Annotated in this window: 21 protein-coding genes and 1 tRNA gene; 20 read left to right on the forward strand and 2 right to left on the reverse strand. The window is 49.1% G+C overall.

Going from position 1 to position 19117, the window contains the following annotated elements; all coding sequences use genetic code 11:
• Nucleotides 1-22: 22 nt before the first annotated feature.
• From hisZ to NYE37_RS02290, 17 genes are all read left to right on the forward strand, one after another.
• Nucleotides 23-1195: an ATP phosphoribosyltransferase regulatory subunit gene (gene hisZ / locus NYE37_RS02210; protein ID WP_138614833.1), complete on the forward strand. Its 1173-nt coding sequence runs from the start codon at nucleotides 23-25 to the stop codon at nucleotides 1193-1195.
• Nucleotides 1180-1821, forward strand: a complete 642-nt coding sequence (gene hisG, locus NYE37_RS02215) for an ATP phosphoribosyltransferase (RefSeq protein ID WP_121874289.1) — start codon at nucleotides 1180-1182, stop codon at nucleotides 1819-1821. The genes hisZ and hisG overlap by 16 nt, the downstream gene beginning before the upstream one ends.
• Nucleotides 1821-3131: a histidinol dehydrogenase gene (hisD, locus tag NYE37_RS02220; RefSeq protein WP_340712043.1), complete on the forward strand. Its 1311-nt coding sequence runs from the start codon at nucleotides 1821-1823 to the stop codon at nucleotides 3129-3131. The genes hisG and hisD overlap by 1 nt, the downstream gene beginning before the upstream one ends.
• Complete coding sequence (gene hisB, locus NYE37_RS02225) at nucleotides 3124-3702, forward strand: imidazoleglycerol-phosphate dehydratase HisB (RefSeq protein WP_037998100.1); 579 nt, start codon at nucleotides 3124-3126, stop codon at nucleotides 3700-3702. The genes hisD and hisB overlap by 8 nt, the downstream gene beginning before the upstream one ends.
• Nucleotides 3702-4319 carry an imidazole glycerol phosphate synthase subunit HisH gene (gene hisH, locus NYE37_RS02230; RefSeq protein ID WP_037998086.1) on the forward strand — a complete coding sequence of 206 codons (618 nt, stop codon included), beginning with the start codon at nucleotides 3702-3704 and terminating at the stop codon, nucleotides 4317-4319. Before hisB ends, hisH begins: the two co-directional genes overlap by 1 nt.
• Nucleotides 4316-5056: a 1-(5-phosphoribosyl)-5-[(5-phosphoribosylamino)methylideneamino]imidazole-4-carboxamide isomerase gene (gene hisA / locus NYE37_RS02235; RefSeq protein ID WP_037998088.1), complete on the forward strand. Its 741-nt coding sequence runs from the start codon at nucleotides 4316-4318 to the stop codon at nucleotides 5054-5056. The genes hisH and hisA overlap by 4 nt, the downstream gene beginning before the upstream one ends.
• Nucleotides 5053-5811: an imidazole glycerol phosphate synthase subunit HisF gene (gene hisF / locus NYE37_RS02240; protein WP_062843244.1), complete on the forward strand. Its 759-nt coding sequence runs from the start codon at nucleotides 5053-5055 to the stop codon at nucleotides 5809-5811. The genes hisA and hisF overlap by 4 nt, the downstream gene beginning before the upstream one ends.
• Nucleotides 5808-6419, forward strand: a complete 612-nt coding sequence (gene hisIE / locus NYE37_RS02245) for a bifunctional phosphoribosyl-AMP cyclohydrolase/phosphoribosyl-ATP diphosphatase HisIE (RefSeq protein ID WP_037997438.1) — start codon at nucleotides 5808-5810, stop codon at nucleotides 6417-6419. The genes hisF and hisIE overlap by 4 nt, the downstream gene beginning before the upstream one ends.
• A 391-nt stretch (nucleotides 6420-6810) precedes the next feature.
• Complete coding sequence (locus NYE37_RS02250) at nucleotides 6811-8487, forward strand: tetratricopeptide repeat protein (protein WP_037997436.1); 1677 nt, start codon at nucleotides 6811-6813, stop codon at nucleotides 8485-8487.
• 19 nt (nucleotides 8488-8506) lie between these two features.
• Entirely contained in the window at nucleotides 8507-8818 is a 312-nt protein-coding gene (locus NYE37_RS02255; RefSeq protein ID WP_037997434.1) for a thioredoxin family protein, read from the forward strand.
• Between the two features lie 154 nt (nucleotides 8819-8972).
• Nucleotides 8973-9929 carry an ROK family glucokinase gene (locus tag NYE37_RS02260; RefSeq protein ID WP_231564641.1) on the forward strand — a complete coding sequence of 319 codons (957 nt, stop codon included), beginning with the start codon at nucleotides 8973-8975 and terminating at the stop codon, nucleotides 9927-9929.
• Nucleotides 9930-9963: 34 nt separating this feature from the next.
• A complete protein-coding gene (gene rapZ / locus NYE37_RS02265; protein ID WP_037997447.1) occupies nucleotides 9964-10845 on the forward strand; it encodes an RNase adapter RapZ in 882 nt (293 codons plus the stop codon).
• Nucleotides 10846-10865: 20 nt separating this feature from the next.
• Nucleotides 10866-11852 (forward strand): gluconeogenesis factor YvcK family protein, encoded by a 987-nt coding sequence (locus NYE37_RS02270; RefSeq protein WP_037997446.1) that lies wholly within the window; start codon nucleotides 10866-10868, stop codon nucleotides 11850-11852.
• A 15-nt stretch (nucleotides 11853-11867) separates the two neighbouring features.
• Complete coding sequence (gene whiA / locus NYE37_RS02275) at nucleotides 11868-12794, forward strand: DNA-binding protein WhiA (protein WP_037997431.1); 927 nt, start codon at nucleotides 11868-11870, stop codon at nucleotides 12792-12794.
• 16 nt (nucleotides 12795-12810) lie between these two features.
• Nucleotides 12811-13068 carry an HPr family phosphocarrier protein gene (locus NYE37_RS02280; protein ID WP_037997428.1) on the forward strand — a complete coding sequence of 86 codons (258 nt, stop codon included), beginning with the start codon at nucleotides 12811-12813 and terminating at the stop codon, nucleotides 13066-13068.
• 208 nt (nucleotides 13069-13276) lie between these two features.
• Entirely contained in the window at nucleotides 13277-13930 is a 654-nt protein-coding gene (locus tag NYE37_RS02285; RefSeq protein ID WP_049720659.1) for a hypothetical protein, read from the forward strand.
• Nucleotides 13931-14009: 79 nt separating this feature from the next.
• Nucleotides 14010-14372: a hypothetical protein gene (locus NYE37_RS02290; RefSeq protein ID WP_037997424.1), complete on the forward strand. Its 363-nt coding sequence runs from the start codon at nucleotides 14010-14012 to the stop codon at nucleotides 14370-14372.
• Between the two features lie 58 nt (nucleotides 14373-14430).
• On the opposite strand, the gene clpP is transcribed toward NYE37_RS02290, so the two are convergent.
• Complete coding sequence (gene clpP / locus NYE37_RS02295; protein ID WP_037997422.1) at nucleotides 14431-15012, reverse strand: ATP-dependent Clp endopeptidase proteolytic subunit ClpP; 582 nt, start codon at nucleotides 15010-15012, stop codon at nucleotides 14431-14433.
• Between the two features lie 412 nt (nucleotides 15013-15424).
• Nucleotides 15425-16123, reverse strand: a complete 699-nt coding sequence (locus NYE37_RS02300; RefSeq protein ID WP_049720658.1) for a creatininase family protein — start codon at nucleotides 16121-16123, stop codon at nucleotides 15425-15427.
• A 143-nt stretch (nucleotides 16124-16266) separates the two neighbouring features.
• Here NYE37_RS02300 and NYE37_RS02305 point away from each other — a divergent pair.
• The 3 genes from NYE37_RS02305 (at nucleotide 16267) to NYE37_RS02315 (ending at nucleotide 19061) form a co-directional block, all read left to right on the forward strand.
• Nucleotides 16267-16341, forward strand: a tRNA-Arg gene (locus tag NYE37_RS02305).
• Between the two features lie 185 nt (nucleotides 16342-16526).
• Complete coding sequence (rpoN, locus tag NYE37_RS02310) at nucleotides 16527-17888, forward strand: RNA polymerase factor sigma-54 (protein ID WP_138614836.1); 1362 nt, start codon at nucleotides 16527-16529, stop codon at nucleotides 17886-17888.
• A 150-nt stretch (nucleotides 17889-18038) separates the two neighbouring features.
• Nucleotides 18039-19061 (forward strand): sugar-binding transcriptional regulator, encoded by a 1023-nt coding sequence (locus NYE37_RS02315; protein ID WP_037996115.1) that lies wholly within the window; start codon nucleotides 18039-18041, stop codon nucleotides 19059-19061.
• Nucleotides 19062-19117: the final 56 nt, after the last annotated feature.

Below are 19117 nucleotides of genomic sequence, written 5' to 3' on the forward strand. Positions count from 1 at the left end.
AAGCGAAGCGGGGGGGAGTGCGATGACCAAACCGCAGACATTTGAAAAACCAATGGGTTTTCGGGACTTTCCGCCGCTCATTGCGGAAAAGAAACGTTTGTTGGAAGACCGGGTCCGGGATCATTTTGTCAAGTGGGGCTATCAGGAAGTCTGCACGCCGGCCTTGGAATTTTTTGATACAGTGGGACAATCCAGCCAGATTCCCGTTTCGCGGATGTTTAAATGCATGGACCGGGACGGGAATCTGTTGGTTTTGCGTCCCGACCAGACCGCTCCGATCGCGCGGTTGGTGACTTCGGTTTTAAAAAGGGAGCCTTTGCCGCTGCGCCTGTTTTATCACGGGACGGTTTTCCGCGCCCAAGAGAAGGAAGCAGGCCGAAACAGCGAAAAATTTCAGTCAGGGGTGGAACTGGTCGGACAAGCGGGGCCGGAAGCCGACGGGGAAGTGATCGCTTTGGCCGTGGAGTCGATCCAGGCTTGTGGCATCGGTGCTCCGACCATCGTACTCAGCCATGTCGGACTTTTGGAAGGATTTTTAAGGGAACGGATTCATCGGGATGAAGCGATTGAAAAGTTGAAAGAAACATTGGAAGTCAGGGATTTGGTTGCATTTCGCCGCATTCTGGAGGAGTTGGATCTTTCCCTTGAAGAACGGCAAGAAATCATGGAGCTGACAAAACCGGGACTGGAAGGGAAAGATTGGAAAAAACTGTCTGCGTCGGCCCAAACAGAAGAAGTGCGGGAAAAATTTTGTTATCTGAAACGGGTTTGGGACCAGTTGCAGATTTTTGGCTGTGTGTCGCAAGTGAAAGTGGATTTGAGCTTGGTGGGGAGTCTCGGTTATTATACCGGCGTTTATTTTGAGGGCTATGCAAAAGGGATGGGATTTCCCCTCGTCAGCGGAGGACGGTATGACCAGCTTTATCAATCTTTCCACACGGATCTTCCGGCAACCGGTTTTGCTTTAAAAACCGACCGCCTGTTGGAGGCCAGTCCGTTAAAACCGGCATCGCCGAAACGGATCGCAGTTTTTTATGAACCTCATTTGCAACAGGAAGCTTATCGGAAAGTGCGTTCCTTACGGGAGCAAGGTTGTGCGGTGATCATGCAGCCGGTGGGAAGCCGGGCAGACCGGACACCGGATGTGGATGAAGTTTTGACGATCGCCGGCGAAGGGGAGTGGTCCACGTGTTAACGATCGCCATGGCCAAAGGGCGGGTGATGGAGGAAGCTTTTGACCTGTTTCAACAAGCCGGCCTGCCGGTTCCGAAAGCGGATGATCTGGATTCGCGAAAACTGGTGGTGTCGGTACCGGAGAACGAAATGACCTTTTTTTTGGCCAAGCCGATGGATGTCCCGACCTATGTGGAATATGGAGTAGCAGACCTCGGTGTGGTCGGGAAAGATGTGCTGATGGAGCAATCCCGTGATGTTTATGAATTACTGGATTTGAAAATCAGTCCCTGCCGGATGTCTGTGGCCGGGAAGCCGGAATCCACCCTTTCCCCCCATCCGAAGGTGGCAACCAAATATCCGCGGATTGCAGAACAATATTTTAAGGAACAAGGACAGCAGGTTGAAATCATCAGCCTGCACGGATCAGTCGAACTGGCTCCGATCATCGGATTGGCTGAGCGGATTGTCGATATTGTCTCCACCGGCCGGACACTGAAGGAAAACGGTTTGGTGGAGTGGTGTTGTATTGCCGATATTACCTCGCGGTTGATTGCCAATAAAGGAAGTTACCGCTTGAAGAATGAACGGATCCAAAAAATTTTGGGTGATTTGGAACGCGTGATTGAAAAGGAGGGGCGTCTGTGATCAAAATTGTCTCGCGGGAGGATTTAAAACGTCTCCACCGGGCCGGGATTGAAACGGAAGAACCGTTGTCAGCGGTGCAAGAGATCATTGACCTGGTCCGGAAAAAAGGCGATGAAGCCCTGCGTACCTTCACACTTCAGTTTGACGGTGCCGACGTTCAAAAATGGGAAGTGAGTCCGGAAGAAATTGAAGAAGCCATGGAGCAGGCGGATCCGGAGTTGGTCCGGGTTTTGACCGAAGCGGCCGGACGCATCCGGAAGTTTCATGAACACCAACGGCAACAGTCGTGGTTTTTTACAGAGGAAGACGGAACCGTTTTGGGACAAAAAGTCATTCCTTTGGAAAAGGTCGGAGTTTACGTGCCGGGAGGAAAAGCAGCTTATCCCTCATCTGTGTTGATGAATGTGATTCCGGCCAAAACCGCCGGCGTCAACGAGGTGATCATGGTGACTCCCCCGCTTGAAAACGGGGAGGTGTATGTAACGACGCTGGTGGCGGCAAAAATTGCTGGTGCGGACCGCATCTTCCGGGTCGGAGGAGCTCAGGCGATTGCTGCTTTGGCCTATGGGACGGAAAGTATTCCCCGTGTGGACAAGATTGTGGGGCCCGGCAATGTCTATGTGGCGTTGGCGAAACGGGCGGTGTTCGGCCAAGTGGATATTGACAGCATCGCCGGTCCGAGTGAGATCGTGGCCCTTGCGGATGAATCGGCGGATCCGGTTTATGTGGCGGCCGATCTGCTTTCCCAGGCGGAACACGACCGGATGGCCTCCGCTGTGTGTATCACGCCTTCCCGCTTTTTGGCTGAACGCGTCGCGGAGGAAGTGGACAGACAATGCCGCCGGTTGCCGCGCCGCGAGATTGCGGAAGCATCCATCAAAAATTTCGGTGCCGTTTGTGTGGTGAAAGATATGGAAGAAGCGGTGTCAACCGCAAATCAGCTGGCGCCCGAACATCTGGAACTGATGGTTCGCAATCCTTGGCATTGGCTTGCCAAAATTAAACACGCGGGTGCCGTCTTCCTGGGTGAACACAGTCCGGAACCGTTGGGGGATTATTGGGCCGGGCCCAATCATGTGTTGCCGACCAGCGGAACGGCCCGCTTTTTTTCACCGCTGAGCGTGGATCAATTTGTGAAAAAGACCAGTGTCATTTCCTACAGTCCGGAGGCGCTTTACCGTGACGGGAACAAAGTGATGTACCTCGCGGAAGCGGAAGGACTGACGGCGCATGCCGAATCGGTCCGGGTACGGATGGCAAAGAAAAGGGAAGGTGAGGGAATTGGTGAAAACAGGGAAGCGGATGAGTAATATCTCCCGTCAAACCAGGGAAACCGAGATTTCTTTGGCATTGCAATTGGATGGGATGGGACAAACCAATTTGAAGACAGGCGTCCCGTTTTTGGAACACATGCTGGATCTGTTTGCAAAACACGGGAAATTTGATTTGTTTGTCGAAGCTAAAGGAGATACCCATATTGATGATCATCATACCGTGGAAGACATCGCCATCTGTCTGGGACAGGCGTTGAGGGAAGCGCTCGGGGACAAAAGGGGAATCCGCCGCTATGGCAATGCTTTTGTTCCGATGGATGAGGCGTTGGGCCAGGTGGTGGTCGATTTGTCCAACCGTCCCCATTTGGAATTCCGGGCGGAATTCCCGAGTGAGAAGGTGGGTCGTTTTGACACGGAGCTTGTCCATGAATTCTTTTGGAAATTGGCTCTTGAAGCGCGCATCACTTTGCATGTGATCCTTCACTATGGCCAAAACACCCATCATATGATCGAGGCTTGTTTCAAAGCATTGGGGAGAGCATTGGATGATGCGGTGCAGATGGATCCCCGCGTACAGGGAATCCCTTCATCGAAAGGAGTCTTGTGATGATTGTCATTGTCGATTACGGAATGGGAAATTTGCATAGTGTGTCCAAAGCATTGGAACGGATGGGCTATGACAGTGTCATCGCGTCTGACCGGGAAACAATTCTTGAAGCGGATGCGATTATCCTGCCGGGAGTCGGTGCGTTCGGAAAGGCGATGTATGAACTGACCCAAAGGGATCTGGCCGCGGTGATCAAGGAAGCGGCCCGCCGGAACAAACCGGTTTTGGGGATTTGTCTGGGAATGCAATTGTTGTTCACCAGCAGTGATGAACATGGCTATCATCAGGGATTAAATTTGCTGCCCGGCCACGTGGTCCGGTTTGAAGGGGAATACCGGATTCCGCATATGGGGTGGAATTGGCTGAGTTTTAAACATCCGCATCCGTTATTTAAGGGATTGGAAGAAGGACATGTTTATTTTGCCCATTCCTATCATATCCAAGCGGACAATCCCGAAGATGTGATTGCCACCACCGATTACCATCAGACGGTGGCGGCGGTGGTCACCCGCGGAAACATTTACGGCATGCAATTCCATCCGGAAAAAAGCGGCAAGCTGGGACTTGCCTTGTTGGAACGGTTTGCCAAGCTCAGTGAAAAGGTGGGGACATCATGAGTTTTGTCATCTATCCGGCCATCGATCTAAGGGGCGGCAAGTGTGTCCGGCTCAAACAAGGGGATTACGGTCAGGAAACGGTGTACAGCGAAGATCCGCTGAACGTGGCACAAACGTTTATCGAACAGGGAGCGGAATGGCTCCATATCGTGGATTTGGATGCGGCGCGTTCTGGAGGGATGGAAAATGCCTCCATCATTCAAAAGATTGTGGAATTCTCTCCGGTTCCGGTTCAAATCGGCGGGGGCGTCCGAAATATGGAGCGGTTGGAGCGGCTTTTAAAATGGGGTGTCCGCCGGGTGGTCATCGGTTCCGCAGCCATTGATGATCCGGCGTTTGTGAAAGAGGCATTGAAGCTTTATTCCGCGCATATCGCCATCGGTCTGGATGCCAGGGACGGATTTGTCGCCACCCATGGCTGGCTGAAGACATCCCGGGTGAAAGCGGGGGAATTGGCACAACAAATGAGTGACTGGGGTGCGGAAACGTTTATCTTTACAGACATCTCCAGAGACGGAATGCTGACTGGTCCGAATATCGGGGCCGTGCGGGACCTGGCGGGTGTATGCGGGAAAACGGTGATCGCGTCCGGGGGTGTTCATCGGGTGGCAGATCTGAAACAGTTGGCTTCTTATCAACATGAAGGCGTGAAAGGAGCCATTGTCGGAAAAGCGTTGTACACCGGAGCCATCGACTTTCCGTCAGCCATCCGTGCGACAAAGGAGGCGAATTTATGATAACCAAACGCATCATTCCTTGTTTAGATGTCAAAGACGGCCGTGTAGTCAAAGGGGTTTCTTTTGTTGATTTAAAGGATGCGGGCGATCCGGTGGAGCTGGCGGCTTATTATGACCGGAACCAGGCGGATGAACTCGTTTTTTTGGATATTTCCGCTTCCCACGAAGGGAGGAAAATCATGCTGGATGTGGTGAGAAGAGCCGCGGAGCAGCTGAGCATCCCTTTCACCGTGGGTGGGGGAATCCGTACGGAGGAAGACATGTATGACATTTTGCGGTCGGGAGCGGACAAAGTGTCGGTCAATACATCTGCCGTTTTGAATCCCGGATTGATTGAAGCAGGCGCCAAACGGTTTGGCCACCAATGCATCGTGATTGCCATTGATGCCAAGTATGACCCGGATGAAAAAGACTGGTTTGTTTATACACACGGCGGACGGAAACGAACGGACAAGCGGGCCGTGGACTGGGCCGTGGAAGCCGTTGGCAGAGGGGCCGGGGAGATTTTATTAACCAGTATGGACCGGGACGGGCACAAGAACGGTTATGATCTGCCACTGACCCGGCAAATTGCCCAAAAAGCGGGCGTTCCGGTGATTGCTTCCGGCGGGGCCGGCAAGGTGGAGCATTTTGTGGAAGTGTTTCTGGAAACCGAAGCGGATGCGGCGTTGGCGGCTTCCATTTTTCATTTTCAAGAAGTCGGGATCGATCAAGTGAAAAAGGCTTTAAAAGAAAACGGGGTGAATGTGCGTTGATCCATCCGGATGATATTCAATTTGACGAAAAAGGGCTGGTGCCGGCAATACTGCAGGATGCGGCCAGCAAAGAAGTTTTGACCTTGGCTTATATGAACCGCGAAGCATTGGCATTGACGCTGAAGACAAAGGAAGCCTGGTTTTACAGCCGTTCCCGCAATCAACTTTGGCATAAAGGGGAAACTTCCGGAAATGTGCAGAAAGTGGTGTCCGTTCAGACGGACTGCGACCGGGATGCGATTTTGGTGAAGGTGCTTCCCGAGGGGCCGGCTTGCCACCAAGGAACCTACTCTTGTTTTAAGGAGCAACCGGAAGATACCGCCGGCCGCTTTCAGATGATCAATAAGTTGGAATCGGTGATTGCCAAAAAAGAAGCAGAACGGCCCGAAGGCTCTTATACGGCTTATTTGTTTGACAAAGGATTGGACAAGATCTTGAAAAAAGTCGGTGAAGAAGCTTCCGAGGTGATCATTGCCGCCAAAAACCGCAGCGCCGAAGAGCTGAGCAATGAAACGGCGGATCTCCTTTATCACTTGTTTGTTTTGCTGCGGGAACAAAAATTGCCTCTGGATGAGGTGCTCCGTGTATTAAAAGATCGGAATCAATAGCAAATCTTTAAAAATACAGACAAGGGATCATGCGTTCCCTTGTTTTTTATTTTGTTTGAGACTCTCCATATATTGATGTTTTGTTGTAATATTTAAATGGATCCATGTTAAAAAGATGGCTGTTAAAATTTGTTGGATCCTTTTAGAAATATTATCCATTTTTTTGCCAGGATTCTTGGTGATCCCCTTGTGTTTGCGCTATAATTGAATAAAATAATGAAACAACTTCATTCATGGCTTTCTTGTTCGGGTTTTGAAATTTATTTCTGTATTTGCATCATTTTATGTCAAATCGTTGACAATTACCCTGAGAATGTTACGAATTTGGTATACTACCAAAAAACCACACACCAGCCTGGCGAAAACATTGTGCTGGGTGGAGGGGAAATTCATGAGAAAATCACAGGCCGGAGCAGACCGCCAAAAAAATAAAAAAATCATCCGTTTGCGGATGGATGCCGGCTTTTTCTTTGAACGGGCCTTATATTACCTTGACCGCCACCGTTACGACAAAGCGGTCAAATATTTTCGTTTGGCGACGGAAAAGGAACCGGGAAATCCGGTGAATCACTGCAACCTGGCCGGCATTCTTTCGGAACTGGGGCGCTTTCAAGAGTCCAATCAAGTGCTGATGTCCGTTTTGGAAGAAGTGGATCCTGATTTATATGAATGCTGGTTTTATATGGCGAATAACGCGGCCAACATGGGCGATTTGGAACGGGCCGAAGAATATTTGTTGCAATATTTGAGCCGGGATCCTTACGGAGACTTTGCAGAAGAAGCAGAAGAAATGCTTTACATGATTGCCCAGGAGCTCGGACGTCCCCCAAAAGAATGGAAGCCGGTGAACCAGCCCGGCTATATTGAGGATCATGAAAGAGCACGCAGTTATTTGGAAGAAGGGAAGTTTCTCCAGGCCATACAACTGCTCGAAGAAATTTCCGAGGCGCATCCGGAGTTTTTGGCGGCGAAAAACAATCTGGCATTGGCTTATTATTACACGGGGGACTTGGAAAAGGCGACGGGATTGATCGAACATGTGCTGAAGATCGACCCCAATAATCTGCATGCATTGTGCAATCTGGCGGTTTTGTCCCGGAATCTCGGTGACGAAAAAAAGGAACGGGCCATTCTTGATATGTTGAAAAAACTGGTTCCGTTTCATCAGGAAAATACTTATAAATTGGCAACCACGCTGGGGATTTTGGGAGAACATGAAGTGGCGTACGCATTATTTTCCCGCCTTTTGAAAGTCGACGGAATTCAGGAACCCGGGCTTTACCATTACACGGCGGTTGCGGCTTGGAACTGCGGCCGCTTTGAAAGAGCCCGGCAATATTGGAAAAAGGCAATGAATCTCGAAGGCAGGGAAGCGATCGCGGCTTTCTATTACAAACATATGGACCAATGGGTGGAGTTGGATCAACCGCCGAAGCTCCCTTATCATTACCAGCTTCCGTTTGAAGAGCAATTAAACCGGATGGAACTGTTCGGCCCCAACGAGGAGATTGTCAAGCAATTACAGAGCAATCTGCTTTTGCGCTCTGCTTTTTTCTGGGCTTTGAGCCGGGGCGATCATCAAACGAAAAGGCAAGTCATCAAGTTTTTGACTTGGTTTTCGGATGATGAAGTGAAACAATTGTTGGAGCAGTTTGTGTCACAACCGGAAGAAGACGAGGAATTGAAACAGTTGGCGCAAATGGTGCTTCGCGAATTGAGCCGCACGGAAAGCGGGGAACCGGAAGATCCTCTTCCTTCGGTCATTGAAGTGAATCATAAGTGGAAAAAAGTGTTGGAATGCTGTCTGGAGCATGTTCAGGAAACATCCACCGCCCACCTCTGTAAGGAGATCGAACGGCTGTGGTTCGAATGGGCTGCAAGAAACCGTGACTTTTCGGTGGTTCGAAAAGTGGAGGGATGGGCGGCGGCTCTGGAATATTTGACGGCAAAATATCATGGGGTGGCCGTGACTCAGCGAGAACTGGCCAAAAAATACGAAGTATCCATGTCAACGGTATCCCGGCTTGCCAAACAGTTGGAAACCATCGCCAAAGAATGTTTTTCCTGAGGAAAGGGGAGGGATCGTTGTGAAAAAAGTGGACAAAGGAAACTTTCACGACTTTATTGCAGAAGGGGATAAAGTGGTCGAATTCAGTGCAAAGTGGTGTATTGATTGCAAACGGATCGCGCCTGATCTGCCTGAGATCACCGATCGCTTTTCCGGGCGGTTTGAATTTGCAGAGCTGGATGTGGATGAATCCAAGGAAATTGCCGATGAATACAATGTAAAAGGAATCCCGACCTTTATCGTTTATCGTGACGGAAAAGAAGTCGACCGGTTGCCGAGTCGCCATGCAAAGACAAAAGAACAAATCGAAAGCTTTTTGAGCCAGGTGTAAAGGCTTTGAATCCGAAACCGCCGGTGTTTGCCGGCGGTTTAGTTCTACATTGATGACATAAATTAATCATGATATTATAAAATGAATCAAAATATAGCTATTAAAACATTTTGAAAAAAGATTTAATCCAGCCGGAACGATGAGGGGTGTGGACGTGAAGCAGTATTTCGTCGGAATCGATCTGGGTGGAACCAATATGAAAATCGGATTGGTTCATCAGAACGGAAATGTGATCAAAGACATAGAAAAACCTACACTAAAAGAAGAAGGTCCGGACGGCGTGATTCGCCGGATGGTACGCCATACACAGGACTTGGCCAAAGAGGCCCGGGTGCCGTGGGAGGAAATCGGGGGAGTGGGTGTGGGATTGCCCGGCTTTCTCGATATTCCCGGCGGTGTTGTCAAGTATTTGACCAATCTGGGTTGGCGGGATGTCCCGATTCGTGATCAGCTGGAGTCGGCGTTTGAAGTACCTGTGAAGATTGATAATGATGCCAATGTTGCCGCGCTCGGAGAAGTATGGACCGGTGCCGGTGCCGGTGAGCAAAATGTGGTGTTGATCACACTCGGAACCGGTGTGGGCGGAGGCATTATTGCCGGCGGCAAACTTTTACACGGTGCCCGGGGCATTGCCGGGGAGATCGGGCATATTCCGATTGATCCGGACGGGGTGTTGTGTAACTGTGGACGAACCGGATGTTTGGAAACGATCGCATCGGCGACCGGAATGGTGCGGCTGGTTCGTGAAGCGGTGGAGGCAGGGGAAGAATCTTCGCTGGTACTTCCGGTTCAAAACGGAACGTTGTCAACCAAAGAAATTTTCGCCGAAGCGGAAAAAGGAGATTTCCTGGCCAAAAGAACAGTGGAAAGGGCCGTTGATGCGCTTGCCCGGGCGATGGCCATTCTTTCGGTCGTGGTAAATCCTTCGCTGTTCATTATAGGAGGCGGTGTTTCCAAGGCGGGGGATGCTTTGCTGAAGCCCTTGGAAAACCACTACCGGAAGCAGGTGCAACAAAATGCCGGCCAAGGTGTCCGGATCGAGTTGGCACGGTTGGGTAACCAAGCCGGATTCATCGGGGCTGCGGGTCTTTTAGCAAGGACGGGAAAATAATGTATAATAAGAGGAAATGGTTGCCTCAGAGGTGATGGCCGTGGAACAAAAACAAGAAGTGAATATGGTTGTCATCACCGGTATGTCCGGAGCTGGAAAGTCCGTAGCGATGCAAAGCTTGGAAGATCAAGGCTACTTTTGCATAGACAATTTGCCCCCGATCTTGCTGCCCAAATTTGCAGAGCTTCTGAAAGAATCAAAGAGCAAATACCATAAAGTGGCCGTGGTGATTGACTTAAGAGGCCGGGAGTTTTTTTCTTCTTTGCTTGATTCACTGGATCTGTTGGTTAAAAATCACGGGATTCACCCGCGGATTATCTTTTTAGATGCTGATGACAACACACTGGTTCGAAGGTTTAAGGAGACGAGGCGTCGCCATCCGCTTTATCCCGGCAGCACGCCGTTGGATGCCATTTTAAAAGAGCGCAGGTTGTTGGAAGAGATCAAAGGCCGTGCACACTATCTCATCGACACGAGCGATTTGAAGCCTTCCGATCTGAAGGAGAAAATCGCCGTCATGATTTCGGAGAAAGATTCGGCCAAAATGATGGTGACCTTTGTATCCTTTGGATTTAAACATGGCATCCCCATCGATGCCGATCTTATTTTCGATGTGCGCTTTTTGCCAAATCCCCATTATGTTGACTCCCTTCGTCCGCAAACCGGACGGGACCCCGAAGTGGCCGAATACGTCATGAAATGGACGGAAACCAAACAGTTTTTGGAGAAGTTGACCACTTTGTTGGAGTTTTTGATCCCCCGGTATGCACGGGAAGGAAAGTCGCAACTGGTGATCGGAATCGGATGCACGGGAGGAAAACATCGTTCCGTGGCCATTGCAGAGTATTTGTATCAGACTTTCAATAAACAGGAGCATTGTCGAATCGCACATCGAGACATGAAGAAAGGCGGATAGCATTGTCGGCAAAGAAGAACCTGAATTCGAATGTATTTAGGCGTCCGCGTGTGGTTTGCATTGGTGGCGGTACAGGATTGTCCGTTATTTTACGTGGTTTGAAAAAGTTGCCCATTGAGATCACGGCCATTGTGACCGTAGCAGACGACGGAGGCAGCTCGGGGCGGCTGCGCAATGATTTACGGATGCCTCCCCCCGGCGATATCCGAAATGTTTTGATTGCGCTTGCAGATACGGAACCCCTTTTGGAAAGTGTTTTGCAATACCGGTTCAAAAACGGGGATGGTTTGGCAGGGCACACATTGGGGAATTTAATGATCGCCGCGATGAAAGAAATCACAGGGGATTTCACGCAAGCGGTCAAAGAAATGAGCCGTGTTCTTGCGGTGCGCGGACGGGTTCTCCCTGCCAGTGAGCAGGATGTTGTGTTGATGGCGGAAATGAAGGACGGAAGCATTGTCGAGGGAGAGTCACAAATTCCGCAAACCGGAAAGCCGATTCGCCGTGTTTTTTTAAACCCGCCGGATCCGCATCCCCTTCCCGAGGCGTTGGAAGCCATCGAGGCGGCGGATGGCATCGTGGTCGGGCCGGGGAGTTTGTACACCAGCATTCTTCCCAACCTGTTGGTCAAAGACATGAGCCGGATGATTCGCAAGTCCGATGCCTGCAAGATTTATGTTTGCAATGTCATGACGCAACCCGGGGAGACCGACGGGTTTTCTGCCAGTGACCACATTCAAGCCATTTATGATCACGTTGGTGAACGCTTGTTTGATGTGGCCATCATCAATAATGAGGTCCCACCGCTTGCCATCCAACAGCAATATGCCGAACGGGGCCAAAAGATGGTTTTGCCGGACATGAAAGAGATTCACCGTCTCGGTTGCCATGTCGTTGCCGATAACTTGCTGTTGTATCAGTCTGTATTGCGCCATGACGCCGAACGGATCAGCGGACACATTTTCCGCTTGATACATGAGCGCATGAAAAAGCGGCAAAGTGGTTAAAAGAAGGGATGTTCTATGTCATTTACTGCGATGATCAAAAAAGAATTGACCCAGCTTCAGTCGGAGACTTGTTGCAAGACGGCTGAACTGTCGGCATTGGTCCGGATGAACGGCACGGTTCACATTATGCACAAGAAGCCCATGATCGATATTGTGACTGAAAACCCGTCGACCGCGCGATACATTTTTTCTTTGGTCAAAAATTTGTATCAGATTCATCCCGAGGTGTTGGTGCGCAAAAAAGTCCGCTTGAAGAAAAACAATGTTTATTTGATACGCTTGACTTCGGACACGAGCCGGATTTTGGAAGAACTGCACATCATGAAAAAAAATTCATGGGAAAGGGTCGAAGGAATCTCCCCTGGCCTCATTGGCCGTCCTTGCTGCAAAAGAGCTTATTTAAGGGGAGCGTTTTTGGCCGCCGGTTCGGTCAACAACCCGGACAGCGCTTCTTATCATTTGGAAATTGTATCGACTTACCAAGACCATAGTCAATCACTTTGCGAAGTGATGAATCAGTTTCATTTGCATGCCAAAGTGATTGAGCGCAAAAAAGGCTTTGTGGTTTATATTAAAGAAGGGGACAAAATCGGGGAGTTTTTAAATATCATCGGCGCGCATCCTTCTTTGCTCGAATTTGAGAACGCACGCATCATGAAAGATATGAGAAATTCGGTGAATCGGCTGGTCAATTGTGAAACGGCGAATTTGAACAAAACGATTCAGGCTGCCATGCGCCAAATCGAAAACATCAAACGGATTGACCGGGAAATCGGTTTGGAACAATTGCCGAAAAAATTGCGGGAAGTCGCTGAAGCCCGTTTGAAATATCCGGAAGCCAACCTGGCGGAATTGGGCCAGTTGTTGCCGGAAGGAAAGATCAGCAAGTCGGCTATTAACCACCGTCTCCGCAAATTGGAGGAAATTGCGAAGAAATTGTGAAGTAAGGAGGATTGTGATGGTAGAAAAAAAAGTAACCGTTCAGTTGGAAACCGGACTTCATGCCCGACCGGCGGCTTTGTTTGTGCAAGAAGCGAACAAGTTTGCTTCGGATATTTTTGTGGTCAAAGGGAATAAAAAAGTGAATGCCAAAAGCATCATGGGAATTATGAGCCTGGCGGTCTCCCGCGGTACGGAAATCACCATCACCGCGGAAGGTTCCGATGAGGAAGAAGCGGTGGAAAAACTGGTGGAATTGGTCAGCAGACCGGAGTAAAAAAGGAAGCGGGCGTTTTCGGAAGAGAACAAGCCCGCTTTCATGAAGTGGAAAAGAATGTCAAAAACGACACGGGATCGTTGAAAGCATGTCACATTTCCTGGGTATGAATTGTTAAATTTTGACTATGATGGAATTAAATCTGGGGGGAACGTTTGGATAACCGACAAAGAAACCCTTGGATGGATACATATGATTGGAGGAAATTATGGATGCTTTCCTTTATCCGGTTTTGACAATTGGATATCTGGCTTTGTTTATCTGGAGTTTCCGTTCCTTTCGGGAATCTTTTTTTTGGGGGACTTCATGGATTTTATTCATCATTTTGGCATTCGTTTATGACAATTTGGTTTTGTCGCTCGGGATCTGGGTGGGGCAATCCGAATTATTTGAGATGCTGAGCATTGTCCGTTATTTGCTCCATGTTTTGCTGATTCCGACGCTGGTGTATGTATCCCTTGATATTATGCGGCGCATCCGTATTGAATGGTCGGAATACTTTGTGACCCATGTGGTGTATCACCTTTATACTTTTTTCTTGACGGTGCTCGGAATCTTCACCAATTTTTTGTGGGTGGAAATCGTCCCGAAAAAAGTGAGCGGAGTGGTGCAATATGTGCCGCAACAGATCCAATTTCCGGTTGTGTTGATGCTTGTGATGATCCCGCTTGTTATTTCCGGCTATTTGGTGTGGAAAAAGTTGCGCTGGCCCGTTTTGATATCAGGGATCGCATTGACCGTGATCGGAGGCGGATTGGCCTATGCACTGAAACTTCCGGGCATGGCCGCGCTGTTCCATTTTATCCTGATGGGAAGCCTGGTATTGACGGAACAAAGATTGAAAGCAGAGGATTATGAATAACAGGTCGAAGCCGTTGCTTCGGCTTTTTTGCGCATAAAGAACGCTTTCCTTCATCAAACTAGAAAGGGAGGTGTTCTTTGTGAAGCGGTTTTTTTGCCTTTTTCTTTGTCTTTTATCCGTCATGTTGTTTGCCTGCCAAAGGTTTGAAAAGCCCGCAGAACGGGAAGGGCTGGACAAAGACAGCCACTCTTTCACCAATATGGGTTTTCCGGAAAGCAAGATGAAGCAGGTGGCCAGAGATGTGGAAGGCGTGGAAGATGTCCGCGTGGAGTATAAACAACAAAAGATCATCATGTACATTTTGCCGGAAAAACACATTCCATCTTCAAAGTACCGGGATTTGGCCAACCGGGTTTATGAAAAAGTGAACGAGGCCACCCCGTCAAATCCGTTTCATGTGAAAATTGTCCCTCCTGAAAAGTGGATGGAGACGCCTTATTAATCCGTAGAAAGCATAAAAAGACCTTGGGAGGTCACCCAAGGTCTTTTGGCATCGAAGCTTATTTGTGTTTCATGACTTGGTCGATCAAACCGTATTTCAGTGCTTCTTCCGCACTCATAAAGTAATCGCGGTCGGTGTCCCGTTCAATTTTTTCCAACGGTTGCCCGGTGAATTCGGAGAGCAGCTTGTTCAAGCGGTCTCTGGTCCGCAAAATTCGTTTCGCCCGGATTTCTATGTCGGAAGCCTGGCCTTGCGCCCCGCCCAGTGGCTGATGGATCATGACCTCGCTGTTGGGAAGGGCAAACCGTTTTCCTTTTTTTCCGGCGGCCAGCAGGAATGCGCCCATGGATGCGGCCAATCCCACGCAGATGGTGGAGACATCCGGTTTGACGTATTGCATGGCATCATAAATGGCCATTCCCGCGGTGATGGAGCCGCCTGGCGAGTTGATGTACAGATGGATGTCCTTTTCCGGGTCTTCGGCTTCCAAAAAGAGAAGCTGGGCCACGATTAAGTTGGCGACTTCGTCGGTCACCGGGCTTCCCAGCAAAATAATCCGGTCTTTCAAAAGGCGGGAATAAATATCATAGGAACGTTCACCGCGATTGGTTTGTTCCACAACCATTGGGATTAGATTCATCTATCAGGGATGCACGGATCGTCCGGCACCCTTCCCTCCTTTCAAGGATCAAGGATGGTTTTCATTCGGTAAGGTTCATCTGTCCACATGGATGTTGCTTTACTTTTATGATACCCCAAAGGTCAAAAAAGGTCAAATCAATTTTGACGAATAAAAAAACAGGGCCTTCAAGGGCCCTGAAATAAAAGGGATTTATGTCATAAGGGGAATCCCATAAGAAAAAGAAGGGGGAGGACGAAGCTGGGACTTCGTCCATAAACAGAATTTAGAAACAGAGAAGGCCTTTTCTAACGTGACGAAAAAGCTTTGGAAACAAAATAGTCTGGTTAGGAGGACCATTTACTTAACAGACGCAAGGAACAGAAAAAGAGTTGCAGAGAAAAAATTTTTTTTCAAAAGTTTTTTATCGCTTTCATATTTGCAGAAATTCCGTCACGGTTTGGTCAATCTGCCGGACCAATTCATTGAATAACTTTTCCCCTTTTTCTTTGGAAGCACGGGTGGGATAACCGATGGTTCCCGTTTTGGTATATGCCTGCATTCCCAAAACTTCCAACAAGGGACGGTCGGAAACTTCCACATCTTCCGCTTTTTCCAATTGCACCGCTTGTTCCTGCAACAAATGGAGCAAGATGGAAGTTTCCCCTTCTCCGGCATGCATATCCTGAGAGGGGGTGGATGACAATCCCGCTTTTTGGTAAGCTTGTTCCCAGTGTTTCCGGCTCGGGGCGATCAAAAGTCTGCTTTTGCTTTGATTGAGCTCCTGGGCGAAGTTGGAAAGCAGTTTGTTTCCTCCGTGGCCGTTGATGATGACGCAACGCTTGACCCCGGATTGTTCCAGAGAAGAAAGCACATCTTTGACAATGGAGAACAGCGTCTCGATGCGGAGGGAGATGCTGCCGGGAAAGCCCGCATGCTCAAAGGAGCAAGAGTAAGGCAGAGTGGGAACGACAAATGCCTGATGTTTCATTGCCAGCTTTTGGGCGATGGCGGTCGCAATGAGGCTGTCCGTATTGGTGGGCAAATGGTATCCGTGCTGCTCGGTGGATCCGATCGGAAAAAATGCCAGCTCCATGTCTTTGAAATCTGGCCATGTTGGAAAATGGTTCATGTTTCGGCTCCCCTTTTCTTTTTTGAAATGTATTCTGGGTTTAGTGTAGAGCATCCTGCGGAAATTGGAAATAATTTTCCCAAAAACATCTTGCATGATTATTTTTTCCGTGATATAATTTCTTTCGTCAACTCGAAAAACGTGCGCCTATAGCTCAGGGGATAGAGCACTGGTCTCCGGAACCAGGTGCCCAGGTTCGAATCCTGGTAGGCGCACCATCAGAAGAAAAAGGTGCTTTTTATGCAAAAAGCACCTTTTTTGTTTTTTGCCCTTTTTTCAAGGAAGAGAGTGGTAAAAAAAGCGTAAAATGATGAATGGTATATTATGATAAAATATAATTGAAATTGTTTATTGAAGAAATTATTGAGCTGCATATATGATGTAGGCGGAGGTGGATGAGAGAATGGCTCTGCAAGTGGGTTTTGGCTTGATTCAGGAACAGCGGATGAAGATGGTGATGACCCCGGAACTGCGCCAAGCGATTCAGATTTTGCAATTCTCCGCAACCGATTTGCGAAAATATATAGAAGACCAAATGATGGAAAACCCGGTTTTGAATGTTTCCGAAGCAGAGAAAAAAGAGCCGGATTTGGACCGGTGGATGGAGTATATGCGTGACTTGCCCCGGCAAAGCAGGATCGGCTACCGGAAAGAACCGGACGAACCGTCGTTTGAGTCTTTTGTCACGGGACATCAAACGCTGGCCGATGAATTGGAAGCGCAACTTTGCGAGTATTCCCTGACTTTAAAAGAACGGAAGGTTTGTTTGTATTTGATTCACAATCTGGATGAAAAGGGATATTTGGATTTGGGTTCCGGTGAAGCATGTAAGCGCTTGCATATCGATGGCGGGATGTTTGCAAAGTGTTTGAAGGTGATTCAATCGATGGAGCCGGCTGGTGTGGGTGCCCGCTCGCTGGGAGAATGTGTGGAGCTGCAGTTGTGCCGGCGGGAGAGTGTCAATGAAACAGCCATCCGCATTGCCCGGGAGCATTTGCCGGATGTGGCGGATGCCAAATGGCGCAAGATCGCCGATGCCTTGCAAGTGGATCTGAGTGAAGTGCATCGTGCGGTGGAAGAGATTAAATCGTGCAATCCCAAACCCGGTCTTCAATTTCATTCATCTCCTCCCCGTTATGTGTCACCGGATGTGTATGTCGAGAAAATGGAGGATGAATACGTGATTCTCCTGAATGAAGGGGATATGCCGAATCTGACCGTGAACCGGTATTATCAGCAATTGTTGCGGCAAAAAGATGAGTTGGGCGAAGAGGTTAGCCGGTATCTGAAAAACTGGGTGCAGTCCGCTTTGTGGCTGATGAAGGGGATTGAGCAGCGCAGAGACACCATCTACCGTGTTGCCCAAGCCATTGTGAAGCGGCAGCGTGACTTTTTTGAGCTCGGGGTTGATCATTTGAAGCCGCTTACATTGAAGCAAATTGCCGAAGAAGTCGATCTCCATGAATCGACGGTCAGCCGGGCGACCCAGCATAAATACATGCAGACGCCAAACGGTTTGTTTCCGTTCCGTTTTTTCTTTCCTTCCGGCTTACAGACCGATACCGGAGTGGACATGGCGCAAAGTGCGGTGCAGAAAAAAATCCGGCAAATGATTGAAAACGAGGATAAAGCCAAGCCGTTATCCGATCAGAAGATTGCGGATCTGTTGAAGGCAGAGGGGGTTTCGATCTCCCGGCGCACCGTGGCCAAATACCGGGATGAAATGGGAATCGCATCATCTGCAAAACGAAAGCGTTTTCTGTGAATGTTCAATAAAATCAGGCCGGAGGAAACTTGTCAAAGACTGCCCTCTTAGGATAAAATAAAACTGATCCCAGCATCGGGGATTTTTTTTGGAGTGATTGGGACGATTTTTTCTACACGGGACATATCGCGTCCCAATGGTGGGGGTTTGATGAAAAATCTACTCAATTTGCAGAAACAATTATTGCCTGACTTGCTGAGGGTTATGCATAAGCGGTATGAGATACTGCGGCATATTCAATTGATGCAACCCGTGGGACGGCGGAGCCTTTCCGGCGTGTTGGATTTCACCGAACGCGTGCTTCGTGCCGAAGTCGATTTTTTAAGGACACAGGATTTGGTGGCTGTTGACTCCAGCGGCATGAGGCTGACCCAAAGCGGAGCCGATTTGTTGTCCGAGATGGAACCGATGATGAAAGAGCTGTTTGGACTCAATCAATTGGAGCGTGATTTGGAGTCCTGCCTCAACTTGAAAAAAGTCATCATTGTTCCCGGCGACTCGGATCAATCGGATTGGGTGAAAAAAGAAATGGGAAGGGCTTGTGCGCGATTCCTCCGGAAAATTGCAGAACCGGATCAGGTGATTGCCGTCTCCGGAGGGAGCACCATGTTGGCTGTCGCGGAAATGATGATGCCGTCTTCCGCTTTCAAATCCACCATGTTTGTTCCGGCCCGGGGAGGGGTCGGGGAAGCGGTGGAATTGGAAGCAAACTACATTGCTTCGCTCATGGCCAAAAAAACCAAAGGCCATTACCGCATGATGCATGTGCCGGACCAAGTCAGCGACCAGGCTTACCAAACGTTGCTTCGCGAACCGCATATTCAGGAAGTGCTGGAATCCCTTAAAAGAGCGCACATTGTCATTCACGGGATTGGCAATGCTATGACTATGGCAGTGCGGAGAAAATCAAGCCAAGCCGTCTTGGACAAGTTGCAGCGTGAACAGGCGGTTGGGGAATCTTTCGGATATTACTTCAACCGCAACGGGGAGATTGTTTACCGTGTGCAATCCTTGGGTTTGAAGTTGGATGATTTGGCCAATGCCAAAAATATCATTGCGGTGGCGGGCGGCTCGAGTAAGGCGGAAGCCATCCGGGCCATCAGCACCAAGGTTTCCAGAGATATTTTGATTACTGACGAGGGAGCCGCCAAAGCGATTTTGTCGCTGGAATGAGACCGCTTGGACGGTTCCGTCCTCAGTGATACTTTGCATAGATAACAAGGAGGAAT

This window comes from Thermoactinomyces sp. FSL K6-2592, assembly GCF_038006465.1.
GTDB lineage: Bacteria > Bacillota > Bacilli > Thermoactinomycetales > Thermoactinomycetaceae > Thermoactinomyces > Thermoactinomyces vulgaris.

What these genes read in the sequence shown, in the direction of transcription:
- hisZ (WP_138614833.1), top strand. Translation starts at nt 23, where the DNA reads ATGACCAAACCGCAGACATTTGAAAAACCAATGGGTTTTCGGGACTTT.
- hisH (WP_037998086.1), top strand. Translation starts at nt 3,702, where the DNA reads ATGATTGTCATTGTCGATTACGGAATGGGAAATTTGCATAGTGTGTCC.
- hisB (WP_037998100.1), top strand. Translation starts at nt 3,124, where the DNA reads ATGAGTAATATCTCCCGTCAAACCAGGGAAACCGAGATTTCTTTGGCA.
- NYE37_RS02300 (WP_049720658.1), bottom strand. Translation starts at nt 16,123, where the DNA reads ATGAACCATTTTCCAACATGGCCAGATTTCAAAGACATGGAGCTGGCA.
- NYE37_RS02285 (WP_049720659.1), top strand. Translation starts at nt 13,277, where the DNA reads ATGGATGCTTTCCTTTATCCGGTTTTGACAATTGGATATCTGGCTTTG.
- NYE37_RS02315 (WP_037996115.1), top strand. Translation starts at nt 18,039, where the DNA reads ATGAAAAATCTACTCAATTTGCAGAAACAATTATTGCCTGACTTGCTG.
- NYE37_RS02280 (WP_037997428.1), top strand. Translation starts at nt 12,811, where the DNA reads ATGGTAGAAAAAAAAGTAACCGTTCAGTTGGAAACCGGACTTCATGCC.
- hisA (WP_037998088.1), top strand. Translation starts at nt 4,316, where the DNA reads ATGAGTTTTGTCATCTATCCGGCCATCGATCTAAGGGGCGGCAAGTGT.
- rapZ (WP_037997447.1), top strand. Translation starts at nt 9,964, where the DNA reads ATGGCCGTGGAACAAAAACAAGAAGTGAATATGGTTGTCATCACCGGT.
- NYE37_RS02250 (WP_037997436.1), top strand. Translation starts at nt 6,811, where the DNA reads ATGAGAAAATCACAGGCCGGAGCAGACCGCCAAAAAAATAAAAAAATC.
- hisF (WP_062843244.1), top strand. Translation starts at nt 5,053, where the DNA reads ATGATAACCAAACGCATCATTCCTTGTTTAGATGTCAAAGACGGCCGT.
- clpP (WP_037997422.1), bottom strand. Translation starts at nt 15,012, where the DNA reads ATGAATCTAATCCCAATGGTTGTGGAACAAACCAATCGCGGTGAACGT.
- rpoN (WP_138614836.1), top strand. Translation starts at nt 16,527, where the DNA reads ATGGCTCTGCAAGTGGGTTTTGGCTTGATTCAGGAACAGCGGATGAAG.
- whiA (WP_037997431.1), top strand. Translation starts at nt 11,868, where the DNA reads ATGTCATTTACTGCGATGATCAAAAAAGAATTGACCCAGCTTCAGTCG.